25 protein-coding genes are annotated in these 20,826 nt (G+C 72.1%); 12 read left to right on the forward strand and 13 right to left on the reverse strand.

The features are described from left to right. The first annotated feature begins 41 nt into the window (after window positions 1-41). From Dfulv_RS19145 to Dfulv_RS19155, 3 genes are all read left to right on the forward strand, one after another. Window positions 42-1,265, forward strand: a complete 1,224-nt coding sequence (locus tag Dfulv_RS19145; RefSeq protein WP_259865352.1) for an EAL and HDOD domain-containing protein — start codon at window positions 42-44, stop codon at window positions 1,263-1,265. A gap of 52 nt (window positions 1,266-1,317) precedes the next feature. Then, window positions 1,318-2,535: an EAL and HDOD domain-containing protein gene (locus Dfulv_RS19150; protein ID WP_259865353.1), complete on the forward strand. Its 1,218-nt coding sequence runs from the start codon at window positions 1,318-1,320 to the stop codon at window positions 2,533-2,535. Between the two features lie 122 nt (window positions 2,536-2,657). Next, a complete protein-coding gene (locus Dfulv_RS19155) occupies window positions 2,658-2,930 on the forward strand; it encodes a hypothetical protein (protein WP_259865354.1) in 273 nt (90 codons plus the stop codon). Window positions 2,931-3,060: 130 nt separating this feature from the next. Here the strand turns inward: Dfulv_RS19155 and Dfulv_RS19160 are convergent, their stop codons facing one another. From Dfulv_RS19160 to Dfulv_RS19175, 4 genes are all read right to left on the reverse strand, one after another. Beyond that, window positions 3,061-3,315, reverse strand: a complete 255-nt coding sequence (locus tag Dfulv_RS19160) for a hypothetical protein (protein ID WP_259865355.1) — start codon at window positions 3,313-3,315, stop codon at window positions 3,061-3,063. Between the two features lie 414 nt (window positions 3,316-3,729). Then, a complete protein-coding gene (locus Dfulv_RS19165; RefSeq protein ID WP_259865356.1) occupies window positions 3,730-4,065 on the reverse strand; it encodes a hypothetical protein in 336 nt (111 codons plus the stop codon). An 11-nt stretch (window positions 4,066-4,076) separates the two neighbouring features. Then, window positions 4,077-4,424: a hypothetical protein gene (locus Dfulv_RS19170; RefSeq protein WP_259865357.1), complete on the reverse strand. Its 348-nt coding sequence runs from the start codon at window positions 4,422-4,424 to the stop codon at window positions 4,077-4,079. A 138-nt stretch (window positions 4,425-4,562) separates the two neighbouring features. Then, window positions 4,563-5,054 carry an AAA family ATPase gene (locus tag Dfulv_RS19175; RefSeq protein ID WP_259865358.1) on the reverse strand — a complete coding sequence of 164 codons (492 nt, stop codon included), beginning with the start codon at window positions 5,052-5,054 and terminating at the stop codon, window positions 4,563-4,565. A gap of 54 nt (window positions 5,055-5,108) precedes the next feature. Between Dfulv_RS19175 and Dfulv_RS19180 the strand changes: the two genes are divergently transcribed. Beyond that, complete coding sequence (locus Dfulv_RS19180) at window positions 5,109-6,350, forward strand: ROK family transcriptional regulator (protein ID WP_259865359.1); 1,242 nt, start codon at window positions 5,109-5,111, stop codon at window positions 6,348-6,350. On the opposite strand, the gene Dfulv_RS19185 is transcribed toward Dfulv_RS19180, so the two are convergent. Further along, a complete protein-coding gene (locus Dfulv_RS19185) occupies window positions 6,333-6,815 on the reverse strand; it encodes a GNAT family N-acetyltransferase (protein WP_259865360.1) in 483 nt (160 codons plus the stop codon). The two genes, Dfulv_RS19180 and Dfulv_RS19185, sit on opposite strands and share 18 nt — an antisense overlap. Before the next feature lie 98 nt (window positions 6,816-6,913). Next, on the reverse strand, window positions 6,914-7,975 hold the full coding sequence (locus Dfulv_RS19190) for a hypothetical protein (RefSeq protein WP_259865361.1): 1,062 nt from the start codon (window positions 7,973-7,975) through the stop codon (window positions 6,914-6,916). Window positions 7,976-8,085: 110 nt separating this feature from the next. Here Dfulv_RS19190 and Dfulv_RS19195 point away from each other — a divergent pair, with 110 nt between their 5' ends. From Dfulv_RS19195 to Dfulv_RS19215, 5 genes are all read left to right on the forward strand, one after another. After that, the gene (locus tag Dfulv_RS19195) at window positions 8,086-8,448 is read left to right on the forward strand and encodes an ArsR/SmtB family transcription factor (RefSeq protein ID WP_259865362.1); all 363 of its coding nucleotides are present in this window, start codon (window positions 8,086-8,088) and stop codon (window positions 8,446-8,448) included. After that, the gene (locus Dfulv_RS19200) at window positions 8,445-9,068 is read left to right on the forward strand and encodes an SRPBCC family protein (RefSeq protein ID WP_259865363.1); all 624 of its coding nucleotides are present in this window, start codon (window positions 8,445-8,447) and stop codon (window positions 9,066-9,068) included. The genes Dfulv_RS19195 and Dfulv_RS19200 overlap by 4 nt, the downstream gene beginning before the upstream one ends. Before the next feature lie 145 nt (window positions 9,069-9,213). Next, window positions 9,214-10,311, forward strand: a complete 1,098-nt coding sequence (locus tag Dfulv_RS19205) for an amidohydrolase family protein (RefSeq protein ID WP_259865364.1) — start codon at window positions 9,214-9,216, stop codon at window positions 10,309-10,311. Between the two features lie 126 nt (window positions 10,312-10,437). Further along, entirely contained in the window at window positions 10,438-10,575 is a 138-nt protein-coding gene (locus Dfulv_RS19210) for a hypothetical protein (protein ID WP_319805807.1), read from the forward strand. 96 nt (window positions 10,576-10,671) lie between these two features. After that, window positions 10,672-10,833, forward strand: coding sequence for a hypothetical protein (locus Dfulv_RS19215; RefSeq protein WP_259865366.1), 162 nt, complete (start codon window positions 10,672-10,674; stop codon window positions 10,831-10,833). Between the two features lie 98 nt (window positions 10,834-10,931). On the opposite strand, the gene Dfulv_RS19220 is transcribed toward Dfulv_RS19215, so the two are convergent. Next, complete coding sequence (locus Dfulv_RS19220) at window positions 10,932-12,164, reverse strand: PQQ-dependent sugar dehydrogenase (RefSeq protein WP_259865368.1); 1,233 nt, start codon at window positions 12,162-12,164, stop codon at window positions 10,932-10,934. 86 nt (window positions 12,165-12,250) lie between these two features. On the opposite strand from Dfulv_RS19220, the gene Dfulv_RS19225 reads away from it, so the two are divergent. Further along, complete coding sequence (locus Dfulv_RS19225) at window positions 12,251-12,817, forward strand: AAA family ATPase (protein WP_259865370.1); 567 nt, start codon at window positions 12,251-12,253, stop codon at window positions 12,815-12,817. Between the two features lie 24 nt (window positions 12,818-12,841). On the opposite strand, the gene Dfulv_RS19230 is transcribed toward Dfulv_RS19225, so the two are convergent. Genes Dfulv_RS19230 through Dfulv_RS19245 form a run of 4 tightly spaced genes read right to left on the reverse strand, consistent with a single transcriptional unit; the run spans window position 12,842 to window position 16,922 of the window. Then, window positions 12,842-15,136 (reverse strand): FtsX-like permease family protein, encoded by a 2,295-nt coding sequence (locus tag Dfulv_RS19230; protein ID WP_259865373.1) that lies wholly within the window; start codon window positions 15,134-15,136, stop codon window positions 12,842-12,844. Next, the gene (locus Dfulv_RS19235; RefSeq protein WP_259865374.1) at window positions 15,133-15,822 is read right to left on the reverse strand and encodes an ABC transporter ATP-binding protein; all 690 of its coding nucleotides are present in this window, start codon (window positions 15,820-15,822) and stop codon (window positions 15,133-15,135) included. The genes Dfulv_RS19230 and Dfulv_RS19235 overlap by 4 nt, the downstream gene beginning before the upstream one ends. Next, window positions 15,819-16,343 carry a PadR family transcriptional regulator gene (locus Dfulv_RS19240; protein ID WP_259865376.1) on the reverse strand — a complete coding sequence of 175 codons (525 nt, stop codon included), beginning with the start codon at window positions 16,341-16,343 and terminating at the stop codon, window positions 15,819-15,821. Before Dfulv_RS19240 ends, Dfulv_RS19235 begins: the two co-directional genes overlap by 4 nt. Before the next feature lie 60 nt (window positions 16,344-16,403). Continuing rightward, window positions 16,404-16,922: an SRPBCC family protein gene (locus Dfulv_RS19245; protein WP_259865377.1), complete on the reverse strand. Its 519-nt coding sequence runs from the start codon at window positions 16,920-16,922 to the stop codon at window positions 16,404-16,406. Window positions 16,923-17,035: 113 nt separating this feature from the next. Between Dfulv_RS19245 and Dfulv_RS19250 the strand changes: the two genes are divergently transcribed. Both Dfulv_RS19250 and Dfulv_RS19255 read left to right on the forward strand, forming a co-directional pair. Further along, window positions 17,036-17,656, forward strand: a complete 621-nt coding sequence (locus tag Dfulv_RS19250) for a TetR/AcrR family transcriptional regulator (protein WP_259865378.1) — start codon at window positions 17,036-17,038, stop codon at window positions 17,654-17,656. Between the two features lie 200 nt (window positions 17,657-17,856). Continuing rightward, entirely contained in the window at window positions 17,857-19,704 is a 1,848-nt protein-coding gene (locus Dfulv_RS19255) for a glycoside hydrolase family 9 protein (protein WP_319805808.1), read from the forward strand. On the opposite strand, the gene Dfulv_RS19260 is transcribed toward Dfulv_RS19255, so the two are convergent. Together Dfulv_RS19260 and Dfulv_RS19265 are read right to left on the reverse strand one after the other, a co-directional pair. Next, entirely contained in the window at window positions 19,701-20,654 is a 954-nt protein-coding gene (locus tag Dfulv_RS19260; protein WP_259865379.1) for a small ribosomal subunit Rsm22 family protein, read from the reverse strand. The two genes, Dfulv_RS19255 and Dfulv_RS19260, sit on opposite strands and share 4 nt — an antisense overlap. Then, window positions 20,647-20,778, reverse strand: a complete 132-nt coding sequence (locus tag Dfulv_RS19265) for a hypothetical protein (protein WP_259865382.1) — start codon at window positions 20,776-20,778, stop codon at window positions 20,647-20,649. Before Dfulv_RS19265 ends, Dfulv_RS19260 begins: the two co-directional genes overlap by 8 nt. Window positions 20,779-20,826: the final 48 nt, after the last annotated feature.

Raw genomic sequence — 20,826 nt, forward strand, 5'->3', positions numbered from 1 at the left:
GAAGTTGTCATCGTCGCCGTCACCGGGTCGATGAGTGCGGTATGTTCCGCCCATCCGGCGCCGTACACGTCGGACGTCAGCCGATCTTCGACCGGCACGGTGACGTCCACGGCTACGAGCTGCTCTTCCGCGGCGACGCCGGGGCGGTGCAGGCCGACGAGCGCGGGGCCTTCGCCACCAGCCGGGTGCTCATCACCGCGTTCACCGAGATCGGGATCGAGTCGCTCTGCGGCCGCTGCCTGTGCTTCGTCAACCTGACGCGGGAGTTCCTCGTCGGCGACCTGCCGCTGCCCTTCGACCGCGATCAGGTGGTCCTGGAGATCCTCGAGACCGTCGAGCTCGACGACGATGTGGTCGCGGCCGTCGCCGGGCTCGCCGGGCAGGGGTTCCGCATCGCGCTCGACGACTACGTGTTCGGGCTCGGGCACGAGCCGCTGCTGGAGCTCGCCGCCTACGTCAAGATCGACGTGCTGGGAACGCCGGACGAGGCGCTCGCGGCGACGGTCGCGCGCTGCCGCAGGTACCACCACCTCCAGCTGGTCGCCGAACGGCTGGAGACCCCCGAACACCTCTCCCGGGCGCGGGAGCTCGGGTTCGACCACTTCCAGGGGTACGTCCTGGGCCGCCCCCAGGTGGTGAGCGCGGCGGCGCTGTCGCCGTCCCGGCTGGCCCGGGTCGAGCTGCTCAGCCTGCTCGTCGGGCCCAGCATCCCGCTCAACCGCGTGGTCGGCCTGGTCACCAGCGACCCGGCGCTCAGCCTGCGGCTCATGGCGGCCGCGAACGCCGACGCTCTCGGGCTGCCGGTCAAGGTGTCGTCGGTGCACGAGGCGGTGCTGCTGCTCGGCGTCGACCGGCTCCGCGACTGGGCGACGCTCATGCTCGTCAGCGACCTGGACGACCCCGGCACCCAGCAGCTGTCCGGCGCCATCACCCGGGCCCGCATGTGCCAGAACATCGCGGCGCGGATGGAGCTGCCGCCGGAGGCCGCCTTCACCGTCGGGCTGGTGTCCGCCGTCGCGGAGCTGCTCGGCCAGCCGGCGGCCGAGCTCACGGTGCGGCTCTCGCTCAGCCACGAGGTGACCGGGGCACTGGTCGACGGAGCGGGGCCACTCGGCGAGCTGCTGTCGCTGGTCGCCGCGTACGAGGCCTCCGACCTGCCGATGCTCCTTGCGGCGCCGCTGCCCGTCGAGGACACCGCACGGGCGTACCTCGACGCCGTCGCGTACACCGGCCGCATCGTCGGCCCCTGCGGCGGCGACCGGTAGCGTTTCCGGCCGGTGCCTTCACTCCGGCGCTCCGCGGCCGATAGACCCGGATGTGGACAGCACGCGACCCGTACACATCGGCCGCCAGGCGCTCTACGACAACCGGGGGCACGTCGCCGGCTACGAGCTGCTGTTCCGCGACGGCCCCGAGGCGCACCACGCCACGGTCCGCGACAGCGCCGCCACCAGCCGGGTCATCGTCGAGGCGTTCACCGCGTTCGGGATCGAGGAGCTGGTCGGCGACAAGCTCTGCTTCGTCAACCTGACCCGCGAGTTCCTCGTCGGCGAGCTGCCGCTGCCGTTCCCGCCCGGCCGGGTCGGCCTGGAGATCATGGCCGGTGTCGAGGTCGACGACGAGGTGCTCGCCGGGGTCGCGGCGCTGGCCGAGCAGGGGCACCGGCTGACCGTCGACGACTTCACCGGCGCCGGCTCGCGGGCCCGTCTGCTGCCCTACGCCCACCACGTCAAGATCGACATGATCGCCGAGGAGCTGCGCGGCGACCGGAAGGCGATCGCCGCCATCGTCGCGCAGTGCCGCCGCCATCGCCGGATCCGGCTCGTCGCGCAGCGCGTGGAGACCCTCGAGCTGTTCGACCTGGCCCGGCGGCTGCACTTCCAGCTCTTCCAGGGCCACGCGCTGAGCCGCCCGGACCTGGTCACCACCCGCGCGCTCACGCCGACCCGGCTGGCCCGGCTGCGCCTGCTCACCGAACTCGCCGCCGGCGACGTTCAGCTGGACCGCGTCGTGGCGGCGATCGAGCGCGACCCGGCGCTCGCAGTGCGGGTCCTGCGCGGGGTCAACGCCGCCTCCCACGGCCTCAAACAGCCCGTCTCGTCGATCTTCCAGGCGGTCGTACTGCTGGGCGTCCCGCAGGTGCGGCAGTGGGCGACACTCATGATGGTCGCGGACCTCGCCGACGGCGACGAGTCGGTGCTGACCGACGCCGTCGTGCGGGCCCGCATGTGCCAGACACTCGCCGAGCGGCGCGGCGTGGACGGACCGACCGCGTTCACGGTCGGCCTGATCTCGGCCGTCGGGGATCTGCTCGGCGGGTCGGCGCACGCGCTCGCCGACCAATTGCCGCTCACCGACGAGGTCGCCGAGGCCGTGGTCCGCGAGCGCGGCGAGCTCGGTGCGGTGCTGGCCGCGGTGCGCAGCTACCAATGCCGGATCGCCGGCGGCGCCGATCTCGGCGATGACCTGCTCGCCGCGCTGCGCTGGGCCAACGCGTCACTGGCCGAGCCCGAACCGGCCCCGTCGCGGCCCTAGCGTCTGCGCAGCTCGCGGCGTACACCTGCCCAACCCGATCGACAACATCCGCGCCGCCTGTACGATCGCCGCGAACGCGCTCACCAACGAAGCCATCGTCGCCAATGCCGTCGAGGAACATCGTGAAGCCAGGAAGCCTGAAGTCCGGCGACCGGATCGCCACCGCGATCGGGACGTTGATCGTCCGGGGCGAGCCGATCAGTGATTTCGTGCCCGAAGACCCGCAGTGGGACCGCATCTTCGTCGACGTCGAGGTGGAGAAACCCGACTCGTTCGGCGACCCGGACCGGCTGCCAGCCGTAACCGGCGCGTCAGAGTTCCAGTTGCTGGGCCCGATGCCGCTGCGGTACCGGCTGGGATTCCGGCCCGACGTCGACGTGAAGGCCACCCGGTGAGCCGCGTCAGCGCGAGGACGAGTTCGCCGCAATCACCGCGGCCGCCAGCGACCTGGACCACCTGCGTACCGCGGTGATGCTGCTCGTAACGACGAAGATGCTGGAGCCGGCGGTGAGATTCGCTGGCCGATCAGCGGCGACGCCATACGTACATCACATCGGCGGTCGCGCTGTCCGGCCTGCCGAACGCCGACGCGGTGACCAGCTCCCAGCCGGCGGCCGCGACCGCGTTCAGGACCTGATTCCCCTCGTCGATGGATATCGGCCTCGAAAGCCCCGCCGGCACCGGACCAGACTGCGTGCTGAGTGCCAGAACATACTGGAAGAGGACGTCGCCGCGGGCATACGCGGTCCGGGCGGCACGAACAGCGGGGTGACCAACCATCCGCCGATCCTGCACCGGCCGGGTGGCGACACGCCAGACGGAGCCAGGTCGTGGCAGCCCGGCACCAACGGATGAGGGCACCCGTGTCCACACTGGACGGTCTGCGGGGCGCGTCGGGGTCGTCGACAGCGGCTCCGGCCTCCGGGCCGACGTCCGCCAGCCACGACAACACGGTTGCACGGTGGCCGGACCGGCTGCCGCACCCGTCGAGCCGGTGCTTCCCCGCGGGTGTCGGCCCACGCATCGGTGTCGCCACTCTGGAGGGGGACCACGAGCTGGTCCGCGCCCTGCACGCGCGGCGCGGCCTGCGGGCCTTCGCCTGCCGTCCGCGCGTGCTGGTGCGCCGGCTGGGCATTTTCGCTGTTCCCACCATGCCGCCGGCACACCGGCGGCGCCTTCGACGTCCGCCGGCGGTCAGCCGGTCTGGATTCGGACGACGACCTCCTCGTCCGTCACCTTCTGCACGGTGATGTCGAAGCCCTCGGCCTCCGCGGTGCCGTCGACCGGCACGCTCACCGTCGTCCCGGCCACGTCGAGCTTGACCACGCCGTTGTCCACCTCGACGAGCTTCACGTCGACGCCGAGCACCGACGACTCGGCATTCACCCCGCGGTCGAACGTGACCGTGCAGGCGTTGGTCGTGCAGTCGACGTTATCGGTGCTGCAGGCGGTGAGGGCGCCGAGGCCCAGGACAATGGCGGCGGTGACCACAATGCTGTGACGGGCGATGCGGCGGGTCAGGGTCGTCATGCCCGCCGAGTCTACTGGGCCTCCGCCAGCAGGAACTCCACCAGCACGGGCGCCGGCGCGGCCGGGGCGACGTCGTGGGTCTGCCCGTCGAGTGTGCGGTGCGCGGCGCCCGGGATCGCCTCGGCGGCGGCCCACGCGCCGCCCTGCAGCACCTGCGGGCTCGCCCCGCCGCCGAGGAGCAGGGCCGGGACGCGGATGCTCGACGCGATGCCGATCGGCACGTGACCGCCGTTGCACGCAGCGTCGTCGTGCGCGAGAGTGTGCCCGATCGCCTCCAGCGGCGCCCAGCCGGGGAGGCCCGGAAGCCCGCGCGGCTGGGAGGTGCAGGATCGTGGTCCGCTCCCGGCCGCGCGAGTCATCCCGTTGCTCAAATGCTGGGATTCCATCGACCGGCATCGAGGCGATTCGAGCCGGTCCCACATGATCCCGAAGACTTTGTGTCGCGTGGGGTACCACAACTCTCCGGGATCATGAGAAAGCCAATGCATTGACGAACGTCATTGCACCATGATGTCCGAAATGTCCGCGGAAGCCGCCGGCGGACAGGCGCACCCGTCGAACAGCGCGAGCTCCTCGGCCGTCGGCTGCTCGAACACCGTCGCGAATTCACGCAGCATCTCGAGGTCGATCACCGGCTCGCCACGTGCGGCCGTACGGCGGGCCAGCTCCTCCAGCGGCTCGTCGAGAAAGTGCAGCTCCACCTTCGCACCCAGCGCACGGGCCGCCGACCGGAGCTCGTCCCGCTCGCCGCGCGCCCAGAAGCCGAACTCCAGGATGACCGACTGGCCCAGGCCGACCAGCTCCAGCGCCAGCGTCTTGAACCGGTGCTCCAGCCGCTCCCGCACCGGCTCGTCGAACAGGTCCAGGCCCAGGTCGGTCAACCACTCGTCCGGGCACAACCGGACAGCCGGCAGCGCCGCGGCCAGGCGGCGCGCCAGCGTCGTCTTGCCCGCGCCGGGAAGGCCGCAGATCAGCATGAGCGTAGCCACGGCGACCGATCATCACATACTGCCGTGCATCGGCGGGGTCGGTATGTTTGCGCCATGCCAGACACCCGGACGACCGCCGAGTCCGGGCGGCTCCAAGAGGAGATCCGCCGCCGGAACCTCGGCACCCTCCTGCGTCACGTCCACCTCGACGGTGCCGTCTCCCGCGCCGAGCTCGCCGAGCGCACGGGGCTCAACCGCAGCACGATCATGGGGCTGACCGCCGAGCTGGTGGCCGCGGGACTGGTGCGGGAGGAGCTGCCCGTCGGCACCGGCAAGGCCGGCCGGCCGTCGCTCGTCGTGCGGCCGGAGTCCGACCGGGTGTACGTGCTGGCCTTCGACGTCGCCGTCGACCGGCTGGTCGCCGCGCGGGTCGGCCTCGGCGGGGTCGTGCTCGACCGCGTGGAGACCGTCCGCCAGCGGGCCGGGGCCGACCTCGACAGCGTGGTGCGGGTCCTCGCCGGGTTCGGTCGCCGGCTCCACGCGACCGCCCCGCCGGGCACCGTGTGCGCGGGCATCGGCGCCTCGTACTGCGGGATGATCCGCCCCGGCGACGGCATGGTGCGGTATGGGCCCGACATGGGCTGGGTCGACCAGGCGTTCGGCGCGGAACTCGGCCGCCGGCTCGGTCTCGGCCTGCCGGTGGCCGTCGGCAACGAGGCCCACCTGGGCGCGCGGGCCGAGCAGCTGCGCGGCGCGGGGATCGGCGCCCGGAACCTCATCTACCTGCACGGCGACTCCGGCGTCGGGGGTGGCATCATCGTCGGCGGCGCGCTGCTCGACGGCGAGGCCGGCTACGCGTGCGAGGTCGGGCACATGGTCGTCAACCCGTACAACGGCCGGCCGTGCATGTGCGGCTCGCGCGGTTGCCTGGAGGCCGAGGTCGGCGAGCGGGCACTCCTCGAGGCCGCCGGCCGCCCCGCCGACATGTTCGGCTGGGACGCGGTCCGGTCCGTCGTCGACGCCGCCGACCGCGGTGAGGAGGCCGCTCGGGACGCGCTGCGTCACGTCGGCGACTGGCTCGGCATCGGCGTGGCGAACCTGATCAACCTCTTCAACCCCGGTGTGGTCATCTTCGGCGGCATGCTCCGGGAGGTGTACCTCGGGTCGGCCGCCCACGTGCGGGTGCGCATCGCCGATCATGTGCTCGCCGTGTCCCGCGAGCGCGTCAAGCTGCGCATCTCCGCCCTCGCCGACGACACGACCCTGATCGGCGCCGCCGAGCTGGCCTTCGCCGGGCTGCTCCGGAACCCGCTCGAAGCGGTCCCGGAGCGCGAGCCGTTAGCCGCCGAGCGGTAGCACGAGCCGGACGTGGTCGAGCCCGCCCGGCCCCTCGCGGCGGTGCCCGTCGGCCCGCCACCCGCGGCGGGCGTAGAACGCGGCCGCACGCTTGTTGCCGGCCCACACCTCGAGGTGGCCGACCGCCACCCCGGCGGCCCGCCAGGCGGCGAGCCCGGCGTCGTGCAGCGCACCGCCCACGCCGCGCCCCCAGTCGGCCGGCCGGACGTACAACCCCACGAGCTGCGCGACCGTGTCCGGCGCGGTCCGGTCGAAGGCGAGTCCCAGGGACAGGAATCCGGCGCCGTCGGCGATGAGGACCGTGCGCCGCGGATCCCGGACGCTGTCGAGGTACGCGGCGTGCAGGTCGGCGGTGTTGTTGAGGACCGTGTCGGGGACGACGCCGCGATAGTACGTCTCGCGGGCCTCCCGGTGGATGTCGACCATGGTGTCGACGTCGGCCTCGGTGGCGGGGGTCAGGCGCATGGGTGATCAGCGTGCCACAGGACGCCGAGGACACCCAGGTGCCCGAGGCCCCCGAGGCCGGCGACGAGCGCCGGCACCACGAGGTCTAGGCACGAGATCTAGGTCAGCGTTCGCAGGTCCAGCGCGTACCACGTCTCCGGATCGCGCGGGGTGGGCGACCACCACACCACGCAGCCCCGCGCGGTGACCACGCCGACGTCGGTGGCGAGGACGGTCAGCGCGCCGGACCGCAGGTCGTAAGCGAGCAGGCGCAGCTTCTGCCCGTCCAGGTCGGTGACCAGCTCGAAGCGGTCCACCAGGCCCACGTCGACGGTGACCGCGTTGACGTCGCCGGGGATGCGGCGCCGTTCGCTGCCGTCCGGGCGCATCACGTCGAGCAGGTTGTTGCCGTCGGGGGTCTGCACCAGGGACCGGCACCAGGCGGGGGTGCAGCTCGCCGTCTCGGCGGAGCTGGTCGTGACGGTGCGGCGTTCGCCGGTCGCCTTGTTGACCAGCCGCAGCGGGCCGCCCTGCTGATCGGCGCTCTGCAGCCAGGGCCACGTCGTCCAGCGGTACCGTCCGGGAAAACGCTCGACGGTGACCGTTCCGCCGGCGAGTGCCACGCTGCGCAGCTCGGTCTGTTCGGACTCGTCCGGCGGGGCGGCGATCCAGTGCAGCCGGCCGTCGGCGACGACGAGGTCGAACTGTGAGTCGAAGAAGACGGCGGCGCCGGTGTCCGCGGTGAGCGACGCCGCCGGCGTGGTGCCGGTGAGGCCGGCACGCCAGAGCCGGGTCTCGTACGGGCCCTCGGGTGTCGCCGTCGACTCGGCCCAGTAGAGCATGCCGTCGGCGACCGTGAACCCGAGGAACTGCGGGTACCGCGCCTGCGGGATGCGCCGCAGCTCCCGCTCGGCGCCTGCCGACCACAGCATGAGTCGCTCGGCGGACCCGTCGGTCGTGGGCACGGTGCCCACCGACGTGGTCGCGTCGGCGTAGAACACCGGCGTGTACCGCGTGCCGTCGGCGAGTCGCGCCGGGACGGTGCCCGGTTGCTGCGTCACGGTTCTCAGCGCCGCCGGTTGCTGCGACGGTACGGGCTGACGCGCCGGTCTCGAGGCCAGCAGCCACCCGCCGACCGCGAGCGCGACGGCGAGTGCGATGAGCGATTGGCCCCTCCTCACGCGCGTCAACATACCGGGCGGGCAGTGCGGATCACCGGCAGTCACCCCCGTCAGCGTGTCGTCCTTATTAAGCCTTGACTTATATAAGTCGAGGCTGTAATTCTTGGTTCATGCACGCGTTCGACATCCTGGGCGACCCGGTGCGGCGCCGGATCCTCGAGTTGCTCGCCGACGGTGAGCAGACCTCCGGTGCGATCACCGCGGTCATCCAGGAGGAGTTCGGCATCTCCCAGCCGGCGGTCTCCCAGCACCTGCGGGTGCTGCGGGAGAGCGGCTTCACGACGGTCCGCGCCGAGGGGACCCGCCGCCTCTACGCCGTCGACGCCGAGCCGCTGCGGGAGGTCGACATGTGGCTGGAGCGGTTCCGCGGGTTCTGGAACCGGCACCTTGACGCCCTGGCAACCGAGTTGGCCCGGGGCAAACGCGAACGGCGCCGCAAACATGAGCAGGAGCGAGAGAGGAAAGACGGATGATCGACATCGTCAACGAGATCAGTGCCATCCATCGCGACGTGGTCAGACGGCCGGCCGGGAGCGGTGAGGTCGTCAGCGTCGTGGTCAGGCGCACCTACGACGCCGACGTGGAGGACGTCTGGGACGCGCTCACCGACCCCGACCGCATCAAACGCTGGTTCATGCCGATCAGCGGCGACCTGCGCCCCGGCGGTGCATTCCAGCTGGAGGGCAACGCCGGCGGCGACGTCCTGGAGTGTGAGCGGCCGCGACGGTTCAAGGTCACCTTCGGCGCGCCGAACAGCCTGGTCGAGGTGCGGCTGTCCGGCACGGCGAACGACCGCACCGAATTTGTGCTCGAGCACACCGTGCCGATCGAGATGGCCGGCAGCGGCGCGGGTGCGCTTTTTGTCGGCCCCGGCTGGGACGGCGGGACCATGGGGCTCGGGCTGTTCCTTCGTGACGAGGCCGTCGGCGACCCGGTCGCGGCGGCGAACTCCCCGGAGGTCGTGGAGTTCAACAGGCACTCCGTCCAGGCCTGGATCGCGGCCGTCGAGGCCTCCGGCACCGCCACCGCGGACGAGATCGCCGCGGGGACCGAGGTGGCGCTCAGGCAGTACGTGCCGGATCAGCAGTCGTGAGAGTTTCAGCTTGTCGAGGCGCTTGACCTGCGTGCCACCAGGGGTTTGCTGACCCGCGGGGCGGTGTGCTCCGAGTCCATGATCAACACACAAAGGGTGGGGGTGGGAAAAGGTTTGTCGGCGGTCTCCGGGGCATCTTCGGCGCATGCGGACCGAAGTGCGCAACGTCCGGGTCTTCGACGGCAGGCAACTGCATCCGCCGGACACCATTGTCATCGACGGGGAGCGGTTCGGCGGCGGTACGGGTGAGCCCCGCGTCGTCGACGGCGAAGGCGCGGTCGCGTTGCCGGGGCTGATCGACGCCCACGTGCACCTCGACCGGCGGACCACGCTCGAGCGGCTGGCGCGTTTCGGGGTCACCACCGCGCTCGACATGGCCTGCGGGCCGCCCGAGCTCGTCGAGGCCCTGCGGATCTCCCGCGGGCTCACCGACATCCGCAGCGCCGGCATCCCCGCCATCGCCCCCGGGTCGTGGCACACCCGCATCCCCGTCCTCGGCGAGCGCGGCGTCGTGAACGGCGTCGAGGAGGCGGAACGCTTCGTGGCCGGACGGCTCGCCGAGGGCTCCGACTATCTCAAGATCATTATCAGTGACCCGGAGCCCAGCCACGACCAGGCGACGCTCAACGCGCTCGTCACCGCCACCCACCGGCGCAGCCGGCAGGTCGTCGCCCATGTCACATCGGGCGAGGCGGTGGCCAAGGCGCTGCGGGCCGGCGTGGACATCCTCACGCACGCGCCGCTGGACCAGCCGCTGGGACGCGACGCCGCGGACCGGATGGCGATCGACGGCCAGGAGCTGATCCCGACGCTCACCATGATGGAGGGCGTGGTGGCGGCGTCGGCGCAGTCCGGCGCACTCTACCCGGGTGCCAGCTACGCGGCGGCCCGCGACAGCGTCAGCATCGCCTACCGCGCCGGGGTGCCGATCCTGGCGGGCACCGACGCGAACTCCACCCCCGAGGCGCCGGCGCATCCGAGCCACGGCGACAGCCTCCACCACGAACTGGAACTGCTCGTCGACGCCGGGCTCTCCGCACTCGACGCGCTGCGCGCCGCGACGGTGCTGCCGGCCATCCACTTCGGACTCATCGACCGCGGCGCGATCGAGCCCGGCCACCGCGCCGACCTGGTCCTCGTCGACGGTGACCCGCTGCACGACATCCGGGCCACCCGTTCGATCACCCGCGTCTGGTGCGGTGGCGTCGAGCACACCCCGGCGGAGCTCGCGGGCACGCTCTGACAGGCCGTACCATGCCGCTGTGTTCATGCCCGGCCGGAACGTGGACCGGCGGTACTACCGAGGCCCGCACCTGAGCTGGGCACAGGCCGCCACCGTGGTCGCCGACGACGACCGCGGAGGCGGCCTTTGATCCGCGCCGAGGGGCTGCGGGTCGTGGCGGCCCTCGAGGCGGGCCGCTTCCCGTTCGACGGCAGCCGGTGCGACTTCCGCCCCGATCCCGCCTGGTCACGGCCGCAGCTGCCGGCGCTGCCCCGATCGCGCTGAGTCGCCCAATCTTTCGCCCTGTGCGGGTTAGGTTGGTGACGAACGGGTAGCTGGCCGACCGGTAAATGGCCGGTCGGATCATGCACGGGGCACCTGATGACACTGAAGAAGACGCTGATGTACGCCACCGGGGTGTTCATCGTCTATTTCGTCGCGTTCCGCCCGGACGCCGCCGCACGCGTGGTGCGGGGCCTGATCGGGGGGATCGCGCGCATCGGCACGGGATTCGGTGACTTCTTCAGCCGCCTGGTCGGCTGACGGTCGTCGAGTGCCGTCCGGGTCAGCTCGCGGTCGCCGGACGCCGACCCTCGGCGGCCGTCGAGCACCGGCCGGGCGTGTTCACCGGAGGCGCGGCTTCACCGGGGGCGCAGCGTCAGGCGCAGGATCCGGTCGTCGTCGACGTCCGGGCCGCCGGGCCTACGGCCGTCGCGGTTCGAGGTCATCATCCAGACGCTGCCGTCCGGGGCCGTGATCGCCGTGCGCAGGCGGCCGTACTTCCCGGTCAGCGCCTCGATCGGGCGGGACGTCACGCCGGCCCGCGGGCGCCAGCGGATGGTGCCCGTCTCGGGGCCGGAGACCGGCCCGTCCTCTCCGGCGCTGACGTTGCGGGCGACCGTGCTGTCGAGGGTGACGAGGTAGATGCGCTGGCCGCGCAGGCACGTGATCACGGCGGTGTTCCCGGTGATCGCGACGCCCGCGCTGACGCCGACCTCGGGGCGCCAGGCCGCCGCCGGGTCGACGAACCCCGGCGTGCCCTTGATGCCCTCGATCCTCGGCCAGCCGTAGTTCCTGCCCGGCCGGATCACGTTGAGCTCGTCCCAGACCGCCTCGCCGATCTCGGTCGAGTACATGTTCCCGTCGCCGTCCCAGGCGAGGCCCTCGGGGTTGCGGTGACCGTACGACCAGATGAGTGAGCCCGGGAACGGGTTCCCCGGTGCCGGCTTGCCCGCGGTGGTCATCCGCAGGGTCTTGCCGCCGAGGCTGTGGAGGCTCTGCGAGCTCTCGGTGTGCGACGCCTCGCCGGTGCTGGCGTAGAGGTAGCCGTCGGGGCCGAACGCGAGCCGGCCGCCGTCGTGGATGCCGCTCTTCGGGATGCCCGTGACGATCGGGTGCGGGCGCCCGCCGAGCCGCATCTTCGCGATCCGGTTGTCGTCGCGGGTCGTGTAGTACACAAACAGCGTCCGGTCGGTGCGGTAGTCCGGCGACGCGGCGATGCCCAGCAGGCCGCCCTCGTTGTCGGCGGTCGCCTCGACGATCCGCCCCACGGGCCGGACGGTCAGGTCGCCGTTCGGCTGCCGGCCCGGCCCGACCAGCAGGACCCGCCGCGTCTGCCGCTCGGTGACCACGGCGCCGCCGTCGGGCAGGAAGGTGATGCCCCACGGCACCTCGAAGTGCCGCGCGAGCGTCGACACGTCCACGAGCGCGTCACCACTCGACGAGGTGTCGGCCGGCCCGTGGTGGAAGTCCGTGGGGTCGGTTACGGGTGATTTGACCACCTTGGCGGCTGGCTCCTCGGAGGTGCACCCGCCGAGCAGAGTGCTCAGGGGCAGGCCGGCGGCGAGCAGGACGGCAACCGTGGTGCGACGCACGGCCCCACCGTCGCCGATCCCGGGCGGACGGCCCTCACCCGGCGGGTTGGACAATCGATTTTGTGCACTATTGCGAGCAGTGTGAGGTGGCGACCGTCATGGCGCCCGTCGGTGATGAGGCTGTCTGCCCGGTCTGCGGGGCGCGGCGCCCGGCCCGGCGGCTGCCGCTGTTTGTGGTCACCGGCGCGTCCGGCTCGGGCAAGACGACGGTTCTGCCGCACCTGACCGCGGCGCTGGCCGACTGCATGGTCTTCGACGTCGACTGGCTGATCGGCCCGTTCCGCCGGGCCTGCGAGTTCGGTGACGTCGACTGGCCCGCGTTCCGGGACGCGTGGCTGAGCGTCGCGCACGGCGCCGCGCAGAGCGGCCGGCCCACCGTGCTCGTCGGCCCGTTCACCCCGGAGCAGCTCGACGACCTGCCCGGCCGCCGCTGGCTGACCGACCTGCACTTCGCCGTCCTGGACTGCGCCGACGACGTCCGCCGGGCGCGGCTGGAGGCCCGGCCGAAGTGGCGCGAGCGGGCGGTCGACCGGCACCTCGACTTCGCCGCCCACTTGCGCCGGACCGTGCCGACGTCGGTCCGGACCGACGCCGGCACCCCGGCCGAGACCGCCGGCGAGCTGGCGCGCTGGGTGCGCGACCGGCTCGCCTGAACCGCCTGTCCGAGCCGTCCCGCCCTACTCGAAACGCAACCCGTCGGGGCGCATCAAGCGCCACAGGGCCGGCATGCTGGCGACCGTCACCAGCAGCACCACCCCGGCCGAGATCCCGCTGACGGAGGCGATGCTCGCCCAGTCCAGCCGGATCGGCACGGCGACGATCCGCAGCAGGACCGCCCCGAGGCAGACTCCCAGCACGGCGGCGAGCCCCAGCCCCAGCGCCACGGGCACGGCGGTCTGCCACAGGATCGACCAGCCGATCGTCCCGCGCCGCGCGCCGAACGCCACCAGCGCCGCGAGTGTGCGCCGGCGCTCGCGCAGCTGCTCCAGGGTCGACACGAGCAGGCTCAGGCCGACGAGCAGCAGGGTCACCGCCGCGCTCGCGTAGAGGCCGTTGCGGATGCCGGCGAACCTGGAGGTGGTCTTCTGCCTCTCCAGGATCGCCACGCCCATCGTCGGGCTCACCCGCATGGCCGCGGTGCGCAGGCGCTCCTGGACGTCCGGGTCGCCGGTGTCGAGGCGGACCAGAGACTCGTATCTGGCGTGGGCCGGCACCGGCGGCGCCACCGACGGGGTGACGAGCACCCCGCGTCGGTTGCTCAACGAATCGGAATGCGTCGTGGCGGGCCGCGCGACCGGAACGGTCCACCGCGGACCGTCGGACGAGTCGCCGAGCGTGAGCACCTTGCCCGCCAGATCCGGCGCGCCGACGAGGAACGCGTCACCGTCGGCGCAGTCCGGCAGGTCGGCCAGGTCGCGCAGGGCCGCGCAGTCACCGATCAGCACCCGGTACTGGTAGTCGTCCTCGCCGAGGCGGCCCCACTCCTCCCGATAGGTGCTGACGCCGGTCACCCCGCGGGCCGAGCGCAGCGCGGCGTCGATGTCGGCAGGGCTGCGGACCGGCCCCACCGGGGAGTCGGTGACGAACGTGATCGCCTGCGCGCGGCTCAGGTCCGCCCCGGTGGGTCTCGTGTATTCGGCCTGCGCCGCCGCGAACAGCATCTGCAGGGCGATCGTGCCCGCCGCGGCGACGGCGATGGTGTTGACGGCGCGCACCGTGCTGCCGCCGGCGAGCTGCAGCCGCCGCACCGCCAGCTGCCACGACAGGCCGCCGGCGCCGCCGAACCGGCCGACCAGCCGGTCGAAGAGCCACGGCAGCAGGACAGCGACGCCGAGCAGGAGCAGCACGACGCCCCCGACGGCTCGCCTCGGGTTGAACTCGGCGCCGTCCGCCCCGGACAGCGGGGCGAGCATGCCCAGCCCGGCGACCGGCACGATGATCCGCCACCACAGCCGGCGCTTGGTGCGTGCCGCGGCCCGCCGGACCACGCCGAGCGGCTCGACGACGACCCGGCGCAGCGCGAGCAGGGTCACGGCGAGCGCGGCCAGCGGCACGGCCACGACGATCAGGGCGGCCAGCACCGGCACCGGGCGCACGTCGGTGGTGAACACACTGATCCCCGCGACCTCGAACCGCTCGGCGAGCGCCCGGCCGGCGAGGAAGAATAACCCGCCGCCGAGCAGCACGCCGAGCGAGGCGCTGACGACCGCCTCGCCGGCCGCGATCCGGTGCGTCATGGCTGCGTCGGCGCCGACCAGCCGGACCGCGGCGAGCCGCCGGTCGCGCTGCTCGCCGCCGAACCGGGTGGCCGCCGCGACGAACATCGCCACCGGCATGAGTAGGACAACGACGATGACGACGACGAGCAGTAGCAGAAGCGGGCTGAGCGGATCTCGATCCCCGATGGGCGGTGTCCCGTACGAATCCAGGCGGCGCACGCCCAACACATCGGTGCTCAGATTGTCGCGGACCGCGATGAACACCAGCTCGTTGGGGCCGATGAGCCCCGCCTGGCCGATCGTGCCGGCGATCCGCGCGGGGTAGCGCTCGCGCAGCAGCGCGCCGTCGGGCGAGTCGAGGAGCTGCTTCATGGCGGGGGAGACGAGCATCGAACCGGCCGGCGGGAGCGACCGAACGCCGGGCGGCAGGACCGGATGCGCGCCCTCCGGCTGGACGAACCTTCCGCGGACGGGGTGCCCGCGGAAGGAGTCCTCGACAGACAGTGAGCGCACGATGCGGTCGGACCGCGGCGTGACGACGCCGTAATAGGTGTCGTTCCGTGCCTGGTCGCGCGCCGTCCTTCCCGACAGTATCGTCGGCACCGAGGCCGCCAGCAGCAGCACGGTCACGCCCAGTGCGACCCCGACGGCCGTCAGGCCGGTGCGCAGCAGCCCTTCCCGCCCGCCACCGAGGGCGAGCCGGGCACCGAGCCCGACCTCCGAGATCCAGCGCCGCGCGCGGGTGAGCCTCATGCGACCCGCTCCAGGTCGAGGGCCTTGCCGTCGCGGACCACGACCTCCCGGTCGGACCAGGCGGCGACCCGCGGCTCGTGGGTCACCAGGACCACGGCCGCGCCGTTCTCCCGTGCCGCGGCGGTGAGCAGCTTCATGACCCGCTCGCCGTTGAGCGAGTCGAGCGCCCCCGTCGGCTCGTCGGCGAACACCACCCGCGCGCCGGTGACGAGCGCCCGGGCCACCGCGACCCGCTGCCCCTGCCCGCCGGACACCTCGCCGGGGCGCTTCCCGGCCACGTCGTCGATCTCCAGCCGGTCCAGCCATCCGGCGGCCCGGCGCTGCGCCTCCCGGCGCCGCATGCCGTCCAGCCGCAGCGGCAGGGCGACGTTCTCCAGGCAGGTGAGCTCGGGCACCAGCTGCCCGAACTGAAACACGAACCCGAACTCGCCGCGCCGCAGGGCGCTACGCCCGGCGTCGGACATGGCCGACAGCTCGCGGTCGCGGTAGCGCACCACGCCCGAGTCGGGCCGCACGATGCCCGCGAGGCAGTGCAGCAGCGTCGACTTGCCCGAGCCGGACGGCCCCATGACGGCGACGATCTCGCCGGGCGCGATCGACATCGACGCGCCCGCGAGGGCCGGCGTGGTGCCGAACGTCTTCGTCAGGTTCTCGGCCGACAGCAGCGGCGTTGTGGGCGGCGTCATGAGCGCACCGTCCCCGCCAGCTCGTCGAGGCGGGCGGCGGTCAGCTCCAGCCAGCGCAGGTCGGCCTCGAGGTGGAACAGGGCGTGGTCGCACACGAGCTGGTCGGCCAGGTCTCCGGCGGCCTTGCGGCGGGTCAGCTCGCGCATCAGCCGCAGGTGCTCGGAGCGCTGGGTGTCGAGGATCTCGGCGGCGGGCCGGCCGGTCAGCAGCGCCAGGATCACCTTGGTGTAGAGGGTGCTCTGCAGATAGGGCTCGGGCTTCTCCGGCTGCCCGAGCCACCGCTCGACGTCGGCGATGCCGGCCGGGGTGATCGCGTATCGCTTGCGGTCCGGTCCCTCACCGGGCTCGACGCCGTCGACGATCACGAGGCCGTGCTTCAGCAGGCGGGAAAGTGTGGCGTAGACCTGCCCGTAGGCGAGCGGCCGGTCGGCGCCGAAGCGCTCGTCATAGGCGCGCTTCAGGTCGTAACCATGCCGGGGGTGGGCCTCGAGCAGCCCCAGGAACGCTTGGCTGATGGACATGCCGAGCACTCTACACGGCATGTATACATGATGTGTATACATGCCGTGTAGAGTGCTCGGTCAGAGGTCGAGGGTCTTGCGGTAGGACGCCTCGAGCTCGGCCCAGCCGTAGTTCAGGGCGGCCTGGCCCCGCACCGGCGGGTGCGGCGTGTCGTCGAGCATCAGCTCCATGACGCGCACGCACTGGTGCCAGCCGGCCGCGACCTTCGGCACGAAGTCCCGGTCGGCCAGGGTGTGCCACAGTGTCAGCCGCGTCCCGTCGCCGGCGGGGGAGAGCTCCCACCGCAGGAGGTCGTCGCCCCAGCTGTAGGCCAGCAGCTTCGGCGGCTCGGCCGACCGCACCTCCGTGGCCAGCGGCACGGTCTCGTCGCCGTCGATCATGGTCAGCGTCGCCGGCCCCGTGCTGCCGAGGTCCCGGTCGGCGGTGAACGGTGCCCACTTCGCGAGCAGGTCCGGCACGGTCAGGGTCCGCCAGACCTTCTCCGGCGGGTGGCGCAGGTCGCGGACGAACCGCAGCACCCAGCGCCCGTCGTCGGCCTGGCCGTATCCCACCTCGGCGGGCGGTCCGGGATCGAACATGGCTCCTCCAGTCCTCGTCGGCTCCGGCCGAGTATATGCCTCGCAAGGCATATACGTGTACTTTCACAGCATGCAAACTTGCACATCGTGAAGAAATTTGGCATATTCGCATCGTGACCGAGTCGGGCGGCCTGCGGGAGCGCAAGAAGCAGCAGACCCGTCACGCCCTGATGGTCGCGGCGCTCGAGATGGTCGCCGGGCGGGGGCTCGAGCACACGACGGTCGAGGACGTCTGCGCCACGGTCGGCGTCTCGACCCGCACCTTCTTCAACTACTTCGCGACGAAGGAGGAGCCGCTCACCGGCGATCACTTCGTGTCGCCGGGCGAGTTCGCCGAGCTGCTCGCGGCGGTGCCGGCCGGGGATCCGCCACTGGCCGCCGTGCGCGTCGCGCTGCGGCCCGCCGTCGCGCGGATGCAGGCCGACCGTGAGCTGTGGCTGCTGCGGCTCAACGTCGTGATGGCCAACCGGCAGCTGCTGCCGTCGCTCGTCGCCGCCGGTGCCGAGGCCGAGCGCGGGATGGCGGCGGCGGTCGCGGCCCGGGTCGGAGCCTCCGCCGACGACGGTTATCCGATGCTCCTGGCTGCCGCGGTGACCGCCGCGCTCCGGGTGGCCGTGTTCCGCTGGGCGTTCGACCCCGCGGGCCGCGAGCTGGGTGAGTTCGTCGATACGGCCTTCGAGACCCTCTCCGGCGGGCTCCGGCCTGCCGCCACCACGACATCAACAGGGCGCTGACCAGGTCTTCCTACAACTGTAGGAGGAAATGTGCCAAACCCCATTCCCGATTGTGACCCGGATCACATTCAGGGGTTTATGTCCTTTTCTTCCCTTCTTTGGATCGGTAGCTTCGCCCAAACGCGTGGCCAATCACCCGATTTCTCCCCTGGGAGTCGGGATGCCGCGCTACCTCCCTCACCCGATCCAAAGGAGAGCTGGTGCGCCTGCCTGTCCTTTCGCGAAAAGCCCGATTGGCCGCCATTGCGGCGATCGTGGCGATCCCCGCGGTGGCACTGCCCATCGCCTTCGCCGGCCGTGACAGCGGCCTGCCCGGAACCGGTGGTGCCAACGACGGCAGCGCTTACGCGTTCCCGGCCACGCCGGACCAGATCCCGGACACCCCTGTCCGGGTCAACCAGGTCGGCTACCTGCCGGACGGCCCGAAGCGGGCCACGGTCATCTCCGACTCCCAACAGCCGCTGAAGTGGGAACTGAAGGACAAGGCCGGCAAGGTCGTCGCGTCCGGTGAGTCCGAGCCGCACGGCATGGACGACAGCTCGGGCCAGAACACCCACGTGGTGGACTTCAGCTCGTACCGCGGAACCGGCAACACCTACACGCTGGAGGTCGACGGCAAGGCGAGCCTGCCCTTCGACCTGGACCCGAAGGCGTACAAGCAGCTGGGCATCGACTCGCTGTCGTTCTTCTACCCGCAGCGCAGCGGCATTGAGATCTCCAACGACATCGCGCCCGGCTACGGCCGCAAGGCCGGCCACACCGCCGACACCGCCAACGGCGGCGACACGAAGGTCCCGTGCGCCCCGGGCAGCTGCGACTACACGCTCGACGTCACGGGCGGCTGGTACGACGCCGGCGACCACGGCAAGTACGTCGTCAACGGCGGCATCTCCGTCGCCCAGCTGATGAGCAGCTACGAGCGTTCGCCGAAGGCGGCGCAGGCCCGTGCGCTGCGCATCCCCGAGACGGGCGGCGAGACCCCGGACGTGCTCGACGAGGCGCGCTGGGAACTCGACTTCCTCATGAAGATGCAGGTGCCGGACGGTGAGCAGCTCGCCGGCATGGCCCACCACAAGATCCACGACGTGGCCTGGACCGGGCTGCCGATGGATCCGGCGGCGGACACCGAGCAGCGCCAGCTGCGCCCGCCGTCGACCGCGGCGACCCTGAACCTGGCGGCGGCCGCCGCGCAGGGCGCCCGGGTCTTCGCCCAGTACGACAAGGCCTACTCCGAGAAGCTGCTCGGAGCGGCGAAGAAGGCGTACGCGGCCGCCAAGGCCAACCCGACCATGTACGCGCCGGACTCCGACGGCGTCGGCGGCGGCGCCTACGGCGACACCAACGTCTCCGACGAGTTCTACTGGGCCGCCGCGGAGCTCTACATCACCACGGGCGACAAGCAGTACGCCGGGGACGTGACGGACTCGACGGTGCACCAGGCCGACGTCTTCGACCGCGCCTTCGACTGGCAGAACACCGCCGCGCTCGGCCGGCTCGACCTGGCCACGATCGACAACAAGCTCCCGGACCGGGAGCGGGTGCGCGAGTCCGTCGTGGCGGGTGCCGACCGGCACCTGAAGATCGTGTCCGAGCAGGCGTACGGCCAGGCCTACGCGCCCAACGGCGGCTACGACTGGGCCTCCAACGCCCAGATGCTCAACAACCTGGCCGTCGTCGCGGCCGCGTTCGACCTGACCGGTGAGCAGAAGTACCGCGACGGCGTGCTGTCCGGCATGGACTACCTGTTCGGCCGCAACGCGCTGAACCAGTCGTACGTCACCGGCTACGGCGAGAAGGCGTCGAAGAACCAGCACAGCCGCTGGTACGCGAACCAGCTCGACCCGAAGCTGCCGAACCCGCCGCGCGGCACCCTCGCCGGTGGACCGAACTCGCAGCTGCAGGACGAGGTCGCGTCGGCCCAGCTGCGCGGCTGCAAGCCGCAGTTGTGCTATATCGACGACATCAAGTCGTGGTCGACGAACGAGCTGACCATCAACTGGAACGCGGCGCTGGCCTACGTCTCGACCTTCGTGGCGGACCAGGTCTAGTCCGGTTCGGAACCTGACGAGTGGGGCGGCCATCGGTCGCCCCACTCGGCGTCTCTGGCCGCCTTGTACCGCGACCCCTCCCGCTTGGACACCAGCACCGGCCCGACGACGGTGTCCTCCCGGCACACCTGCATCGTGACGAGTCCCTTACGGAACGTGGGATGCCGCACGATCCGGCCCTCCGTCCCGCTCGGCGTGCGGGTCGCGGCGACGAACGAGAACTTCTCGTCCTCGTGGCCCAGCTGCGCGTCCTTCAGCCGCCGGTGCAGCGCCGAGCGGTTGACCCGGGCCGAGAAGTGACACCAGTCCCGGCCCCGCATGCCGCAGGCGAGCTGGTGCGGGCAGGGCGCCGCGACCGTCCACCCCGCCGCGAGGAGCTGGTCCCGCACCGTGAGGATCCGGCGGTACCCCTGGGGAGTCCCCGGCTCGACGACGACCAAGGCCTGCCGTGCCGCCCCGGCGGCCAGCCCGACGAGCGAGCGCTGGTCCTCCTCCGTCAGCTCCGTCAGCACGTACGACACCGTCACGAGATCGGCCTCGTCCGGCGCTTCGTCACCGAGCCGCCACTGCCGCCAGTCCGCCTCCAGGCGGCCCTTCGCGATCCGCTGACCGAGCTTCAGCGCCTCCGGCACCTGGTCGAGGATCGTCGTGCCGACGGTGCCGAAGACGTCCGCCACCGCCCAGGCCGCCGCGCCTGTGCCGCCACCGAGGTCGAGCAGGCTCCGCGGCCCGATCGGCGGCAGGTGCCGCAGCGCGGCGGTGACGGCGGCATGGGTCGCGGGCATCCGGTACGCCGCGTAGGCCGTCGCATCCACCATGTTCCGCAGCAGCGGCTCCTCGGCCGGGCGCCCGCCGCGGTAGTCGGCGATGAGCCGCCGCACCGAGTCCGCCAGCCGCGCGGGCGGCACGTCCGCCAGGACCGCGTCGAGGGCGGTGCGCAGGTCAGACACGACGACGCCACCACCAGCGCTGGACGAGCAGGGTGCGGACACCCGCGAAGAAGCCGACGACCCAGGAGAGCGCGTCAGGCTTCTCCGTCAGCTCGAGCGGGCTGATGACCCTCAGATGCAGCACGGCTCCATTTTTGTCGTACCGGGTCGCTAGGCTGACGCCGCCCCTCGA

It is taken from the genome of Dactylosporangium fulvum (assembly GCF_025137375.1).
Lineage (GTDB): Bacteria > Actinomycetota > Actinomycetes > Mycobacteriales > Micromonosporaceae > Dactylosporangium > Dactylosporangium fulvum.